Below are 14,299 nucleotides of genomic sequence, written 5' to 3'. Positions count from 1 at the left end.
TCAAGACCTGTCGTCATGGGTGGGCAGGGGAAGCACATCCTTTGGCGGAGTCCAGCCGCCGCCTGCTGCCTGGTAGAGCGTGGCGATTTCGGCCAGTCTCGATGCCCTGACCTGTACAGTCTGAAGCTCGGCTGACAAGGCTGCGGTTTCGGCATTGGCGACATCGAAATAATTGACATACCCGGTCGCGAGCTCCTTGCGGGCATCCTCGAGGGTGTGTCGTCGTGCCTCAAGGCTGCGTTGCAGACTTTCTTCCTGCGCCGCCAGTCGGGTTACGCCAGTAAGGGCATCCTGCACCTCGCGAAATGCCTGAACCGCCACCTTGCGGTAGCTCCATGCGGCCTGGTTGCGCTGCGATACCGCCATGCTTTCACGGGCGCGCAGAGCGCCGCCCTCGAAGATAGGCGCCAGCATACTACCGCCCAGAGACCAGATCGTGCCCGAGATGGGGGTTGTGCCCCCCGCCGTGCCGATGCCGGGATTGATGCTGATATCGGGCAAAAAGGCGGCTCGGGCGGAGCGCAGGGAGTGATCGGCTGCGATGATCTGATCTGCTGCCGCGATAAGATCGGGCCGGTTGGCGAGCAGACGCGCCGGAACGGGGGTTACCGCTGGAGGGAGCACGAGTGCGGCGAGCGGTTTGCCTTGCGTCAGACGCGCCATCTCGTCACTGGGCATTTCGCCCAGAAGCACGGCAAGGGCGTTCTCCTGCTGTGAAATCTGCAAGCGGGTCAACTCGATCTGGGACTGGGCGTCGCTGACCAGAGCGTTCGCTTGATCGAAGGTGCTGGTTTTTTCATAACCGGTGGCAAGCTGGTGGCGCACGCGGACCAGTTCATTCTGCCGAACGATCAATGTGCGTTGCAGCACTTCCAGCGCCGTGCGCGAGGCCTGAAGTGACACGTAGGCACGTACCGTATCGCCGATCAGTGCCAGACGGACGGCTTCCCTGTTCGCCGCGCTGGCAAGGGTCTGGATCCGGGCCGCACGGGTCTGCTCGCGCAGCTTGCCGAACAGATCGAAATCGAATGTCAGGCCACCGCCAAGAATATACTGGCTGAAATTCGATCCGAAGAGGCGGCTATTGCCGATACCAAGAGCCTGACCGTCGATATGGGGAAGCTGGGCACTGAGGGCGAGGCGCATTTGTGCACGCGCCTGCATGACATTTTCAGCCGCCAAAGCAAGATCTGGGTTGTTGTCCAGCGCATGGGCGACAAGAGCCACCAGAACAGGGTCGCCGAACTGCCCCCACCATTGCGGGTCGAGCTTCGTGGGCATCGCTGCCTGGTCGCCCTGCCGCCATTGTGCCGGTGCCACCACGGCCGAGCCTTTCGGCAGGTTGAAATCCCTCTCCTGACATCCCGTCGCACCGAGCGATAAAAGGCACAGCCCGATCAGGATTTTGGCGGGATAGTATCGCCGCGAGACAAAACCGGTCTTCATGGCGCCTGGGTTCCTGCTGTGCCTGTGTCAGCCGTGGACCGGGCACTATCGGAAGACGACTGAGGCGGCGTGGCGACGTAGGATTCGACCGACATGCCCGGGGCGAGGCGATCGGCGTTGGGTTGGTTCGGGTCAACGGCTATATAGATGCCGATACGCTGGGGAATTTTCACGAAATTGCCCGTCGCATTATCCGGTTTGACGACTGCAAATTCTGAGCCCGTTGCGGGTGCGATACGGAAAACCCGTCCTGTGAATTTCTGCCCGTTCAGGCCGTCCACGGTGAAAGAGGCCACCTGACCGATGCGGATATTGCCAGTCTGGGCTTCCTTGTACTCGGCAACCACCCAGCGCTCACGGGGGACCAGAGAGAAAAGCGCCGTTCCTGCGCCCACATAGGCGCCAATATGCGTGCCGCCCGTGCGGCCAATCACACCGTCACTGGCTGCGCGTATATGGGTGCGACCGAGGTCGATGCGCGCCGAGTCAAGGGTTGCGGCCGCCTGACGAACCTGCGCGCTGAGAACTTCTTCCTGCACATCCGCCGCTTTCACATCGGCCTGTGCGGCACGGATATCGGCCTGAGCCTGACGCAATGCCGCCTGGTCGGAACGCAGGGCATCGAGGCCGGAATCATATTCCACACGCGACACGCTCTGATCGCCCACGAGGGCCGCCTGTCGCCGATGATCCGCTGTGCTGCGGGTCAGGTGGGCCTGTGCCGTCATCAGGGCCGCCTGACGCTGGTCGAGCCGCGCACGGGCCGAGGCCTGGTTCTGTCTGTTATTGTCCAACGCCGCCTGCCTGCTTGCGAGATCGGCTTCGGATTGTGCCACGCGGGCGCGATAGGTGCTTTCGTCAATCTGCACCAGAAGCTGTCCCTTATGCACCGGGGCGAAGTCGGTCACGAAAACCCCCTCGATATAACCCGGCACTTCAGGCGCCACGATGGTGACATGGCCCTGCACATAGGCATCATCCGTGCTCACACCCTCGGTCCCGAAAGGGGCTAGGTCGAAGGTTGCCAGCACACAACCGATGGCGATGAAAGCCAGCAAGGCCACCACGCTCAGTATGGTGATGCTGCGTCGGGGGGGATGCCAGACCGCGCCTGATGGGGGCGCTGCGGGCGCCCCTCCCGATGCTGTCTTGCCGGGAGGCGGTGCATTCTGGTCGGGGGGGAGAGAATGTGTGTCGGTCATGAGAGGCGCTTGTTCGTGAATTGCATGAGATGCCGCCCGATGAGGAAGAGGCCGATCAGAATGGCGGCGCAAAGCGCCAGGACGGCCACGAAACCGAACAGGTTCAGATACCCCATGATGGCGGATTGATCCGAAAGGGTGCTGGAAACACCACTTAGGCCTCGACCCGCCGTGGCGAGGGAGAGACTGGCTGTGTCGTCGAGGCGTGAACTGAACCCGGTCAGGGCATAGCGTTCGTAATAATACTGGATACTGCCCAGCAGGGCCGCCCCTGTGACGCTGCCGATACTCTGCGTGATGGCAAAGACATAGATGGTGGAGATGAAATGGCTCGTGTCCGATTTGAGCACCAGAATGACACCATAGAGCAGGGCCGGGCCGACGAAGAGCGTGGTGCCGAAGCCCAGCAGCATCTGTGAAAGATACATGTCGGCAGGGCGTGTGAGGCCGTTACTGCCGGAATCAAGCCATGCGGCAAGGGCGATGGCGAGCAGGGCCACGATACACTGATAGGGGATTGCACGGGCCGAGAGTGTCAGCGCCATGACGTTCATCCCAGCCACCATGCCCAGAATCACCAGCAGATAAAGCGTGTGATATTGGTCATTGAGCAGCCCCGCATGACCGAGCAATCCGATAGCACCGGTGTTCTGCTCTGACAGCAGGAGCCGTTCCATGATGGCGACAAGCGCAAAACGGAAAATCGTGCCGGTACTCAGCCAGTCGATCTGGAGCAGCGGACGCGTGCGGCAGAGCTCAACCGCCAGAGCCGCAGCACCAAAACCGATTGTGCCGACAAGCAGCCACCCGATCCAGGGGGTGTCTGTCCACCACATGGTGCGCCCGAAAGTCAGGAACGAGGCAAGGCAGATCGACATGCCGCACAGGAGCAGGGCTGACATGCCGTCCATTTTCTCGAAAACGCGGCCCATATTGGTTTTCGGCAGGGGCAGCAGCAGAACGAAGGCGAGTTGCAGGGCAGCGAAGGCTGTGCCGAGGCACGCAAAGCCATGATTGCCCGAGCGGGTCAGCGTTTCGACGGGAATAAGGGCCGCCAGCGGGACGGCGATCTGTAGGGAGGTGATGGCAATGGCGATGGCCATGACACGATGCGATTTGGGGAGCGCCTGGATCAGGTAATAAACGCCCCCCGCAACGCTGGTCGATACCATAAGCCCGTTGCTGGCACGGTTGATGATCAGGGTTGCGAAACACGGGGCGGCGATCAGCAGCAGCCCGGTTGCCACATTCACCCCGAGCAGGGTGATGAGAAAGAACATTATGCCGAATTGCTGGCGCCCCTTGATCACCACCAGATTGGCAAAGGCCGCCGCCCCGACAAACGCGGCGATCAGCCATTCCGCCTCGGCTGTGGTCAGTCCGGCTTCACCGGCTGCGCTCCCGAGATTGCCCGAAAGGAGGGCGTTCTGGGTTGAGGCAATGATGGGCATGAAAATGCCCAAGCACGCGTAGAGAACCCGCCGCCACATGGGGTGATGGGCGATATAGGGAGCGCCCAGAAGAGGAGGGCGCTCCAGTCCGGCGGTCGATTGGGCGTCGCTCAGAAGATTACACCTTCTGAAGCCAATGTCCTCATGCAGTCATACGGTAGAAGCCGCCTGTCCGGACACAGAATCGCCGCATGGAGTTCGGACTGTCCAAATAAATACAACATCGATCTGCGCATGACAGGCCGATCATATGGCAGACTATTTATGAGTGGGTGCGTGACAATGGTGTGATGCGCGTTAATTAAACGCAACCGTCATAGTATTATGGTGGCGTATCTCTGTTCTGAGGGCGTTTCGAGCTCAAGCCCCCATTTTCTGGCGCGAGGCTTCATAGCGTAACGGTGTGGCACCTGCTGCCTGATGGGCCAGGGCGCCGTGGCGCTCGATAAAGGCTTGCTGCTCAAGCCTCTCGCAGTAGTCGAGGTAGCGGATCATAGCACGTTCAGCCCTTTCAGTCGCGCCATGCACTTTCTTGTAGTGGCGCCACAGTGCCAGAGCGTTGACCGACCAGGCATCATAGACATGCTCGGTCAACCGAAGGCGAATGGCGCGGGGCAGGGCATCGAACGCCTCCCATGAATCGCCTTCCAGCCTGCGCCAGATCGTTTTGCGGCAGGTGCCGTCATTATCTGCGGATGCCTTGCGTCTGGACGCTCTTTTTCCGGCAGCCTCAGAGGTGAGGCGGCTTTGCACGTTCGCAGAACGGATAGCGGCAGGCGAGGCGGAATCGTGATGGCTCATATCGTTATGTTATAACGTACCGATATCTGCGTCTATCGTCGTTGTGCAGTTCGGGCTAGCCTGATCGCAACCCTCTCAAGAGCGGGCTGAAAAATGGGAAGGATGCAGGATGAGCGTATCGGATCAGGATGGCATGTTCGACCAGGTCGGTTCAGGCTTCATGCCGTTTCATGATGCCGAGGCAGCGCTTGACCGGATCGAGGCGCTTTACGACGAGGGGGCATCCCGGCTGCGCAAGGCCTTCGAGGCGCGTGAGCCAGCGGAGTCTTATTATCCCTATCTCGCTTTTTCTCTCGCGCGCGGATCGATCCCCCATGATGTGAAGCCGCGTTTTGGCGTTCTGCTTGAGCCCGGCTTCTATGGCACCACCCTGACGCGACCTGCGCTCTTTCGCAGCTATTGGCGTGCCCAGATCGAGAACTTGCTCGAATGTTACCGTCAGCCTGTGCATGTCGGGCTGTCACGTCGCCCCATGCCGCTGCCCTATGTCATGGAAGAGGCTGTGACTGGCCTCACCGAGAGTGATCTGAAGATCCTGCAGGATAATTACGCCTTACCGGATCTGCATGCGACAGATGATCGCATTGCCAATTGCGAAATCATACCGGACCCCGATGCGCCGAGGGCTCTGGCGCTTTTCACCGCAGAACGGACGGATTATTCGCTTGCGCGCCTGCATCACTATACCGGCACGGCGCCCCGTCATTTCCAGCGCTTCATTCTGCTGACCAACTATCAGCGCTATGTTGATGGCTTTCGCGATTATGCCCGCGCACAGGTCGATGCGGGCGGTGAATACAGCGCTTTCGTCGAGCCGGGCGATGCGATCTACAGCAAGACCGGTATGTCGGGGCAGCCTTCGGCCTCCTTGCCGCAGATGCCCGCCTATCATCTCTGCCGCCCGGATGGTGATGGCATCACGCTCATCAATATCGGTGTCGGCCCTTCCAACGCCAAGACGATCACCGATCATCTGGCCGTTCTGCGTCCTCACTGCTGGCTGATGGTAGGCCATTGCGCCGGGCTGCGCCGCACCCAGCTGCTGGGTGATTACGTGCTGGCGCATGGTTATGTGCGCGACGACCATGTGCTTGACGACGACCTGCCGACATGGGTGCCTGTCCCTCCAATTGCAGAGGTGCAGGTGGCGCTGCAGGAGGCGATGGAGCGCGTGACCGGGCTGGACGAGCGCGAGATCAAGACCAGGCTGCGCACAGGCACGGTCATGACGACCGATAACCGCAACTGGGAGCTCCGTTTGCGGGCGCTCTTCACCCAGATCAATATGAGCCGATCCATCGCCGTGGATATGGAATCCGCCACCATTGCGGCCAACGGATTCCGGTTTCGCGTTCCCTATGGCACGCTGCTTTGTGTGTCTGACAAGCCATTGCATGGCGAGCTGAAGCTGCGCGGAATGGCGAATGCGTTCTATCGCGAGCGGGTCAGCCAGCACCTCATGGTGGGGATCGAGACCATGCGTCTGCTGCGTGAGCGGGGGGTGGAGAGTCTCCATTCGCGCAAGCTGCGCGGCTTTGACGAGCCGGCTTTCCGCTAGGGCGTCATTTCCCGGACGCGACACGCACTCTTTCACGGCAGGGGCGATACCCCTCTTTCTGTCCCATCTGGTCGTCACCAGATGGGATGGGACAGACAAAGATAACAAGGACCCGACGACATGGCCCAAGCCGACAGCCCTACCTTGCCCCGCTGGGATCTCTCGGATCTGTATGCCGGCCTCGATGACCCTTCCATCGAGCACGATCTCGCCTGGTGCGATGAACAGGCAAAGGCCTTTGCCGAACGCTGGAAAGGCAGGCTGGCTGAAGCGAGTGCCAGCGATCTGGCCTCTGCCATCGTAGCGTATGAGCAGATCGACCAGCGCATGGGCCGCTTGGGTGCCTTTGCTCAGCTTGGCTTTGCGGCCCGAACGACCGACCCGGCCACCGGGCGCTTCTCACAGGGCATGACAGAGCGTCTGACGGCAATCTCATCGCATCTGCTGTTCTTCACGCTTGAGCTCAACCGACTGGATGATACCCATCTGGAAAAGCTGCTGGAGGATGCCGAGCTCGTCCGCTGGGCGCCCTTCCTGCGTGATCTGCGTGTATGGCGGCCCTATCAGCTTTCTGATGAGGTGGAACAGGTACTGGTTGAGAAGTCGGTGACGGGCAGGGCTTCGTGGAACCGGCTTTTTGACGAGACCATGGCCTCCCTGACGGTCACGCTCGATGGCGAGGAGCGCCCTCTGGGTGACGCGCTCAACCAGTTATCGAGCCCCGATCGGGAGAAACGTCGTATCGCTGCCGGTGAAGTAAGCCGCGCTCTGGGGGCCAATCAGCGCCTTCTCGTGTTGATCACCAATACTCTCGCCAAGGACAAGTCCATCGAGGACGGCCTCAGGGGCTTTCCGCGCCCCTCATCGAGCCGCAACCGGGCAAATATGGTTGAGGATGAGGTGGTCGATGCGCTCGTCTCGGCGGTCGACGCTGATTACGCCCGACTGGCACATCGCTATTACAGTCTCAAGGCAGGATGGCTTGGCCTCGACAAGCTGCAGCACTGGGACCGCAACGCCCCGCTCCCCGGTGACGAGGACAGGCTGATCCCGTGGGAAGATGCCAAGACCATCGTGCGCGATGCCTATGAGCGTTTCGACCCGCGCCTTGGTGCGCTCGTGGGGCGCTTCATGGAGAATGACTGGATCGACGTGCCGCCAGTGCCGGGCAAGTCATCCGGCGCCTTTGCCCATCCGGTCACACCGGACACCCATCCTTACGTGCTGCTCAACTATCACGGTCGCACGCGCGATGTCATGACGCTGGCGCATGAGCTGGGACATGGCGCGCATCAGCTTCTCGCGGCAAAGCAGGGTTATCTGCAATCCTCGACCCCGCTCACCCTTGCCGAGACAGCCTCGGTGTTCGGCGAGATGCTGACATTCCGTGCCCTGCTGGACGCGGAGCGCGACCCCGCGCGCAGACGCCGGATGCTGGCCGGCAAGGTCGAGGACATGCTCAACACGGTTGTGCGCCAGATTGCCTTCTACCAGTTTGAGGTGAAGGTGCATGATGAGCGCCGTCACGGCGAGTTGTCTCCCGAGCGTCTGGGCGAAATCTGGCGCGAGGTGCAGACGCGCAGCCTTGGCCCGATCTTCGAGTTTACTCCCGATTATGACACCTACTGGTCTTACGTCCCGCATTTCGTGCACTCACCGTTTTATGTTTACGCCTATGCGTTCGGGGATTGCCTGGTGAATGCGCTCTATGGCGTTTATCAAAGCGAACAGGACAAGCAGGGTGGAACAGCCGCGTTTCAGGATCGTTATGTGGCGATGCTGGAAGCCGGGGGCACAAAGCGTCATGCCGATTTGCTGGCGCCTTTCGGTCTGGATGCGACCGACCCGGGGTTCTGGCGCAAGGGCCTGGATGTGATCTCCGGCTTCATTGACGAGCTTGAGGCTCAGGAAAAACAGGACAAGAGCGCTTAACCGATGAGCACACCCAAGGATCTGGATCAGACTGGCCTGTTTGGCGAAATCAAGCGCATGGCGCGTGCCTCAGGCACGGTCGGGGGTATCGCGACGCGCGTGATTGGCAACAAGCTTGGTTTCAAATCCAATCAGGCCATTCATGCCAATGACCTGCGTGCGGCTCTGGGGGGGCTCAAGGGGCCGCTCATGAAGGGCGCGCAGATACTCTCTACCATCCCCGGTGCCCTGCCCGAGGAATATGCCAACCAGTTGGCAGAACTTCAGGCCAATGCCCCGCCGATGGCCTGGAGCTTTGTGCGCCGCCGTATGGTGACTGAACTCGGTGTGAACTGGGAGCGGCAGTTTCGCTCCTTCTCCCATCAGGCCATGGCGGCGGCCAGTCTGGGGCAGGTGCATCGTGCGGTAACGGCAGAGGGGCAGGATGTCGCCTGCAAGCTGCAATATCCCGATATGAACGCTGCCGTGGAATCCGATCTGCGTCAGTTCAGGGTGGTGGTCGGGCTTGTGCAGCAGTTCCTGCCAGCCATCAAACAGGACGAAGTCGTGCGCGAGCTGGAAGAGCGCCTGCGTGAGGAGCTCGATTACGAGCGCGAAGCCTCGCATATGCGGCTCTATCGCGACATGCTGCAGCATATTCCTGAGGTCACGGTACCACTGCCTGTCGAGGCGCTCTCCACCCGTCGCCTGCTGACGATGGAGTGGGTCTCGGGCAGGGGTATCCAGAAGATCCTGGATACGAACCCGACCCAGGAAGAGCGTAATGCCATTGCGACCGCACTGTTCAAGGCGTGGTACACACCGGTCTATCGCTACGGCATTATTCATGGCGACCCGCATATGGGCAATTTCACCATTCGCCCCGATTGGGGGCTCAACCTGCTCGATTTTGGTGCGATACGGATTTTCCCACCGCATTTTATCAAGGGTATCATCGACCTCTTCAATGCGCTGCGTGACAATGATGAGGACATGGCCTTTGCAGCCTATGAGGCTTGGGGCTTCAAGGGGCTGTCGCGTGAGACAGCTTCGGTGCTGAACGAATGGGCGCGTTTCATCTATGGCCCGCTGATGGATGACCGCGAACGTTTCATTCAGGAAAATGACGACCCCAATTTCGGGCGTGATATTGCTGAACGCGTTTATGAGGGGCTCAAGCGCACAGGTGGCGTCCGCCCGTCACGTGAGTTCGTGCTGGTCGATCGCTCCGCCATCGGTCTGGGGAGCGTTTTCCTTCGCCTGCGCGCCAAGTTGAACTGGCACAAGCTTTTCCAGGAACTGATTGCGGATTTCGACGAGGTCGCTCTTGCGGAGCGACAGCAGGTGGCACTCGCCGCCGCTCGCGTGCCGCCGCCGCTCAACGGTCTATAAGTCCTCCCCGGCTGGCTTCTGATCAAGACTACGTGCCAGCCGGATGTAGGAATGGTGTCTTTCGCGCATTGTTGCGCTCTGCCTTCTCGCTGAGGGAAGGAAGGGCGAAGCCTCTTTATCGCAGGGCATAGTGGTGAGGGGTCTGTGACGTTGTTCCTACCCCTCTGCTGACACATGCGACGGCACTACGTGGGAAGCGGTGAAGCCTTCGTGGTGACTGGTGTCTCGGCGAACGGCGTTCCTGCATTTACAGGCAAATACACCTTTCGCGAGTCTAAATAATGAATAACACAATATAGATTATCCATTGCTATTATATCGTATTGCCTCAGTGGGGATCATTGATGCGCCGTCTAGGAGAGGTATAGTATGATCATCTCACGTGGACTATAATAAATTTTGAAAAATACCATCCGTATCTCAGACGGTCTTGGTCTCTTATTCCATGCATTCTGATATATACACGCATTCATTTGACATCGATGTAATGTAAATTCATGGAATATCTCGCTTATGTGAAGGTATTAACGTTTCCATAATCCAAATCGGAGTAGTCGCAACGCGGCAGGTCGGTTATTTAACGGGGATATTGACGAGCACGTGCCCATTGCTTCGGGCAAAGCAGAATAAGAGTGTCGTAAAATGGTTCAGCCCCTACTGCCTTATGAACTGACCCAGGGTCGCTATGGGCCGATGTTGGCGAATAAATGCGATTTCTTCATCGGACAGGCCTTGATCCGTTATGGCGAATATGGCGAAGGCGAGCTGGAGCTTCTGCGGCAGTTCATCAGGGGGCCGGGTACCATCGTCGAGATCGGCGGTAATAACGGCAGCATGACAGTGGCTCTCGCCCAAGCTGCCGCAAGGGTCGGGGCTGATGTCGTTGTTTTCGAGCCTCAGCCTTTCCTGTTCCAGAATCTCTGCGCCAATCTGGCTCTGAACGCGCTCGATAATGTTGTCGCCTGGCCTTTTGCCTGCGGTGCGGAGCGCGGTGTGCTCGGATTTGAACGCCCCGATTACCGGCAGCTTGGCAATTTCGGTCGTGTTTCCATGAGCCACGACAACAAGGCCGAGCAAGTGAAGGTTCCGTGTGTGCGGGCCGATGACATGCTGACGGACAAGCACCCGTTGCTCTTCAAGATCGATGTCGAGGGTTTCGAGCTTGAAGCATTGCAGGGCGCATCGGAAACCATAGCCCGGTGCCGACCGGTCATTTTCGTTGAAAATGACCGACCAGATCGCTCAGCAGAGTTGATAAAGCATCTTTGGGCGCAGGATTATATTCTATATTGGCATGTAACGGCGCTTTATAATAAAAACAATTACCGGAATGACCCGGAAAATATCTACGATAACACAGTGTCGTGCAATATGCTGTGTGCGCCCAAAGAGCTCAATCTCAATGTGCAAGGCATGATCGAGGTCGTGGATTTGACCTTCCATCCTTTCGCTCACGAACAGACTTCATAACCCGAGCGCTTACGGTTGGTCCGGAGGCTTTAGGCCTTGGGCTACCGAAGCTCCCTGATTACGTGCCGTTACCGCCATCAGCAGGGGCCTTGCCGGTCGCATGGTGATTTCCATCCGGCCGGGCGGGGTTTCGCGCAGCATCGGGGTAAGGGTGACATGGCGTAGCATAAGCGCCATGACAACAAGGGCCTCGGTCTCGGCAAAGCTTGCCCCGATGCAGATGCGTTGACCTGCGCCGAAAGGCAGATAGGCGAAGCGATCGATCTGTTTTTCCTTGCCATCGGGCTGACTCATGAACCGCGACGGGTCGAAAATCTCAGGTGCCGACCATAGACTCCTGTGCCGGTGCAGAGCGCAGATAGGTACAATCAGTCGCGTACCACGATGAAGCTGCACCCCCTCCAGCTCGAAAGGCTCGCTCACCTCACGAACGATCATCGGCGCCGGTGGCGTCAGACGCATGGATTCACGCAGCACGGCACGTGTGAGGGTGAGCTTCTGGACCTGTTCCATAGCAAGCGCATCGCCCCCAGTGCCCTTCACATTACCAGCGCCCAGTACGGCATCGATTTCCGCCTGCACGCTGCGTGCGATCTCGGGGTGACGACCGAGACGGTCGAATGTCCAGGCAAGAGCCAGCGCTGTGGTCTCATGACCTGCCGTCAGGAATGTCAGCAGATTATCGATGATCTCCTCATCGCTCATCATCCGGCCTGTCTCGGGGTCACGCGCCGCAAGGAGCCGTGCAAGCAGATCATCGGGCAGCGGTGACGCTCCATCGCTTTGCGGGGTGCTTTCCTGCGTCGAAAATCCGGACGGCGTACCGTGCGCCATCGCCGCGCGGCGGCGTGAGATCTGGGCCATCGCCTCACGACGCAAGGCACGGGCGGCGGCAAGGCCGCGCGCCTTGCCCGGATGGGGCATCCATTCGGGGGTGCCAAGCAGGTCGCCCAGGAGGCTCCATCGCGTCTGATGAAGAAATACCGCCAGACCGTCGGCCATGGCATCGGCATCGACGGCTTCGGGATCAGACAGCATCGTCTCAATAATGATGCGTCCCGTAAGCCGCATCATGATCTGCTCGATGGCCACCACGCCGCCCTGTCTGGCGAGATCAAGCACACAGCCAAGAGTGGCCCGCGTCATGGCGGGTAGGAAGGCAGCTGTGGCATTGGCTCTGAAAACCGGGGCAAGAGCCTGACGCTGCCAGCGCCAATGGCTGCCCTCGGCCGTCAGCAGGCCCTGCCCAAGCCCGGGTCCGATGGCGCGGCGTAGCCCTTCGCCCTTGTCGAGTGCATGGCTGCGGGTCACGAGCGCATCTCGTATGAGGTCTGGCGCGCAGACATAGACGATATGCTGTCGCATCAGGCGACGCTCGACGATGCGCTCGTGATAGACCGCCTCGGGCAGGGCCTCCACCGGGTTTTTCATCGTGGCGTGGAGCGCCTTGATCTGGCTCGGCAGGGATCGGACGGGGTTGAGCAGGGATGACATTGCGGACGGACTCCGTTATCTAAGGCTAACACCTTAAACCATATAAGGTGAACACCTTAGAAAGCGAGCGTACATATGGCGCGAGGTCCCTCCACACGATCACGAATCCTTGAGGAGGCGCGCGTCGTTGCCAATGAAGTCGGGTTCGATCGCCTCACCACGCGAGAGCTTGCCGAGCGCTGCGGCATCAATGAGGGAAACCTCTATTATTACTTCAAGACGAAGGCCCAGATCGTGCAGGCTCTGTTTGCCCTGTTCGAGACGGATGCGCGGGAGATCTTCTCCTCCGGGCCATTCATTCATCGACAATTCAACCGCGCCGAACTCATTGCCGCCATCGAACAGGCCATCAGCCTGTTGCGCGAATGGTGCGCGCTCAGCTGGCATTATCGGGCGCTGATGCGCGATGGTAACGCGGTATTCCGCCTTGCGCCGGAGATTCAGGACGCCGCCATGAGCCTGAATCGCGATCTGTCGGCACGGGTCACAGGTCTTGTTGTGGAACTCAGGCGGCTTCGGGCATTATCGATCGAGGATGACGCCATACCGCCGCTCGTCGCCAATATCTTCATCGTATCGAGCTACTGGCTTGGCTACGTCATCCACCAGACAGGCATCAGCGATCCGGATGACAGCCATCTCTCATGGGGTTTCAGCCAGATCATGGCGCTCGTCTTTCCCTATCGCACCTGGCTTGCGCGCCTCATCATGACAAGGCACCCGGATATGATCGCTTTCGACGGGCCAAACCGCGATGGAGGCCAGGATTAGACTGTCTTGAGGAGGGCAGGCGAGCGGTCTGCCAGCATGTGGCCTGTTTCCGGGGGCAACCCCGCCACGCTCTTTCGCGTCTTGACGGGTTGAAACCGTCAAGCATGTAAGGAGAGCAGGTCGCATGGATCAGGGGAATGACGCACCGCTTATCCTGACGCTGGAATTCGACCCAGCTACGCAGGATTGGGCGCAGAATATGCGCAGCACGCATTTTCCAGTAGCCCGCAATATCGTCCCTGCTCATGTGACCCTGTTTCACGCCCTGCCATCATCGTGTCGCGGCCGCATCGGCGCGAATCTGGCGACGTTGGGTGAAGCGCCCGAGATTACGATCGGTGCACCCTACCTTTTGGGGCGCGGTGTGGCCTATGCCATGACAACGCCGGATCTTGCCCGACTGCGTGAGGATCTCGTCTCTGTGGTCGGGAGAGACCGCCTGACCCGCCAGGATGCCGCGTCATGGCGGCCTCATCTAACGGTTCAGAACAAGGTGTCCCCCGAACAGGCCCGTGCGCTTCTTGCAGACCTTCAGACGACCCCTCATCCGGTTACGTGCCACGCGGTGGCTCTACGTCTCTGGCGTTATGAAGGCGGCCCCTGGACGTTGCTTGAGCGGTTCGCATTCATCACCGCCTGAGCGGGAGACAGAAAAGACGCTTCGATCCTATCGCGGCGCGCCCGCCGCCCTGCGAGGGGGCAATTCCGAAGGGCGACAGACCGTTATCGCTTCGGAGTGGATGGGGTACCGGGTCTGGTGCGGCACCCCGTATAAAAACCGGATGATCCCTCACGAGGCGTTC

11 protein-coding genes are annotated in these 14,299 nt (G+C 59.7%); 6 read left to right on the top strand and 5 right to left on the bottom strand.

All coding sequences use genetic code 11. The features are described from left to right. The 4 genes from Asbog_RS09140 to Asbog_RS09125 form a co-directional block, all read right to left on the bottom strand. On the bottom strand, window positions 1-1,446 hold the full coding sequence (locus tag Asbog_RS09140) for an efflux transporter outer membrane subunit (RefSeq protein ID WP_062164899.1): 1,446 nt from the start codon (window positions 1,444-1,446) through the stop codon (window positions 1-3). Then, complete coding sequence (locus Asbog_RS09135) at window positions 1,443-2,648, bottom strand: HlyD family secretion protein (RefSeq protein ID WP_083510812.1); 1,206 nt, start codon at window positions 2,646-2,648, stop codon at window positions 1,443-1,445. The genes Asbog_RS09140 and Asbog_RS09135 overlap by 4 nt, the downstream gene beginning before the upstream one ends. Then, window positions 2,645-4,099, bottom strand: a complete 1,455-nt coding sequence (locus Asbog_RS09130; protein WP_146926375.1) for an MFS transporter — start codon at window positions 4,097-4,099, stop codon at window positions 2,645-2,647. Before Asbog_RS09130 ends, Asbog_RS09135 begins: the two co-directional genes overlap by 4 nt. A 360-nt stretch (window positions 4,100-4,459) precedes the next feature. Then, complete coding sequence (locus Asbog_RS09125) at window positions 4,460-4,900, bottom strand: DUF6525 family protein (RefSeq protein ID WP_222593058.1); 441 nt, start codon at window positions 4,898-4,900, stop codon at window positions 4,460-4,462. A gap of 109 nt (window positions 4,901-5,009) precedes the next feature. Here Asbog_RS09125 and Asbog_RS09120 point away from each other — a divergent pair, with 109 nt between their 5' ends. The 4 genes from Asbog_RS09120 (at window position 5,010) to Asbog_RS09105 (ending at window position 11,231) form a co-directional block, all read left to right on the top strand. Beyond that, window positions 5,010-6,458, top strand: a complete 1,449-nt coding sequence (locus tag Asbog_RS09120) for an AMP nucleosidase (protein WP_231944550.1) — start codon at window positions 5,010-5,012, stop codon at window positions 6,456-6,458. Window positions 6,459-6,578: 120 nt separating this feature from the next. Then, entirely contained in the window at window positions 6,579-8,390 is a 1,812-nt protein-coding gene (locus Asbog_RS09115) for a M3 family oligoendopeptidase (protein WP_062164895.1), read from the top strand. Between the two features lie 3 nt (window positions 8,391-8,393). Further along, window positions 8,394-9,761 (top strand): ABC1 kinase family protein, encoded by a 1,368-nt coding sequence (locus Asbog_RS09110; RefSeq protein ID WP_062164894.1) that lies wholly within the window; start codon window positions 8,394-8,396, stop codon window positions 9,759-9,761. 642 nt (window positions 9,762-10,403) lie between these two features. Next, complete coding sequence (locus tag Asbog_RS09105) at window positions 10,404-11,231, top strand: FkbM family methyltransferase (RefSeq protein ID WP_062164892.1); 828 nt, start codon at window positions 10,404-10,406, stop codon at window positions 11,229-11,231. A 9-nt stretch (window positions 11,232-11,240) separates the two neighbouring features. On the opposite strand, the gene Asbog_RS09100 is transcribed toward Asbog_RS09105, so the two are convergent. After that, window positions 11,241-12,725, bottom strand: coding sequence for a cytochrome P450 (locus Asbog_RS09100; protein ID WP_062164890.1), 1,485 nt, complete (start codon window positions 12,723-12,725; stop codon window positions 11,241-11,243). A gap of 75 nt (window positions 12,726-12,800) precedes the next feature. Here Asbog_RS09100 and Asbog_RS09095 point away from each other — a divergent pair, with 75 nt between their 5' ends. After that, window positions 12,801-13,496, top strand: a complete 696-nt coding sequence (locus Asbog_RS09095) for a TetR/AcrR family transcriptional regulator (RefSeq protein WP_062164888.1) — start codon at window positions 12,801-12,803, stop codon at window positions 13,494-13,496. A 124-nt stretch (window positions 13,497-13,620) separates the two neighbouring features. Next, window positions 13,621-14,136, top strand: coding sequence for a 2'-5' RNA ligase family protein (locus Asbog_RS09090; protein ID WP_062164886.1), 516 nt, complete (start codon window positions 13,621-13,623; stop codon window positions 14,134-14,136). Window positions 14,137-14,299 lie beyond the last annotated feature (163 nt).

This window comes from Asaia bogorensis NBRC 16594, assembly GCF_001547995.1.
Taxonomy (GTDB): Bacteria; Pseudomonadota; Alphaproteobacteria; order Acetobacterales; family Acetobacteraceae; genus Asaia; species Asaia bogorensis.
This window is presented reverse-complemented; position numbering and strand designations above follow the sequence as displayed.

What these genes read in the sequence shown, in the direction of transcription:
- Asbog_RS09140 (WP_062164899.1), bottom strand. Translation starts at nt 1,446, where the DNA reads ATGAAGACCGGTTTTGTCTCGCGGCGATACTATCCCGCCAAAATCCTG.
- Asbog_RS09135 (WP_083510812.1), bottom strand. Translation starts at nt 2,648, where the DNA reads ATGACCGACACACATTCTCTCCCCCCCGACCAGAATGCACCGCCTCCC.
- Asbog_RS09130 (WP_146926375.1), bottom strand. Translation starts at nt 4,099, where the DNA reads ATGCCCATCATTGCCTCAACCCAGAACGCCCTCCTTTCGGGCAATCTC.
- Asbog_RS09125 (WP_222593058.1), bottom strand. Translation starts at nt 4,900, where the DNA reads ATGAGCCATCACGATTCCGCCTCGCCTGCCGCTATCCGTTCTGCGAAC.
- Asbog_RS09120 (WP_231944550.1), top strand. Translation starts at nt 5,010, where the DNA reads ATGAGCGTATCGGATCAGGATGGCATGTTCGACCAGGTCGGTTCAGGC.
- Asbog_RS09115 (WP_062164895.1), top strand. Translation starts at nt 6,579, where the DNA reads ATGGCCCAAGCCGACAGCCCTACCTTGCCCCGCTGGGATCTCTCGGAT.
- Asbog_RS09110 (WP_062164894.1), top strand. Translation starts at nt 8,394, where the DNA reads ATGAGCACACCCAAGGATCTGGATCAGACTGGCCTGTTTGGCGAAATC.
- Asbog_RS09105 (WP_062164892.1), top strand. Translation starts at nt 10,404, where the DNA reads ATGGTTCAGCCCCTACTGCCTTATGAACTGACCCAGGGTCGCTATGGG.
- Asbog_RS09100 (WP_062164890.1), bottom strand. Translation starts at nt 12,725, where the DNA reads ATGTCATCCCTGCTCAACCCCGTCCGATCCCTGCCGAGCCAGATCAAG.
- Asbog_RS09095 (WP_062164888.1), top strand. Translation starts at nt 12,801, where the DNA reads ATGGCGCGAGGTCCCTCCACACGATCACGAATCCTTGAGGAGGCGCGC.
- Asbog_RS09090 (WP_062164886.1), top strand. Translation starts at nt 13,621, where the DNA reads ATGGATCAGGGGAATGACGCACCGCTTATCCTGACGCTGGAATTCGAC.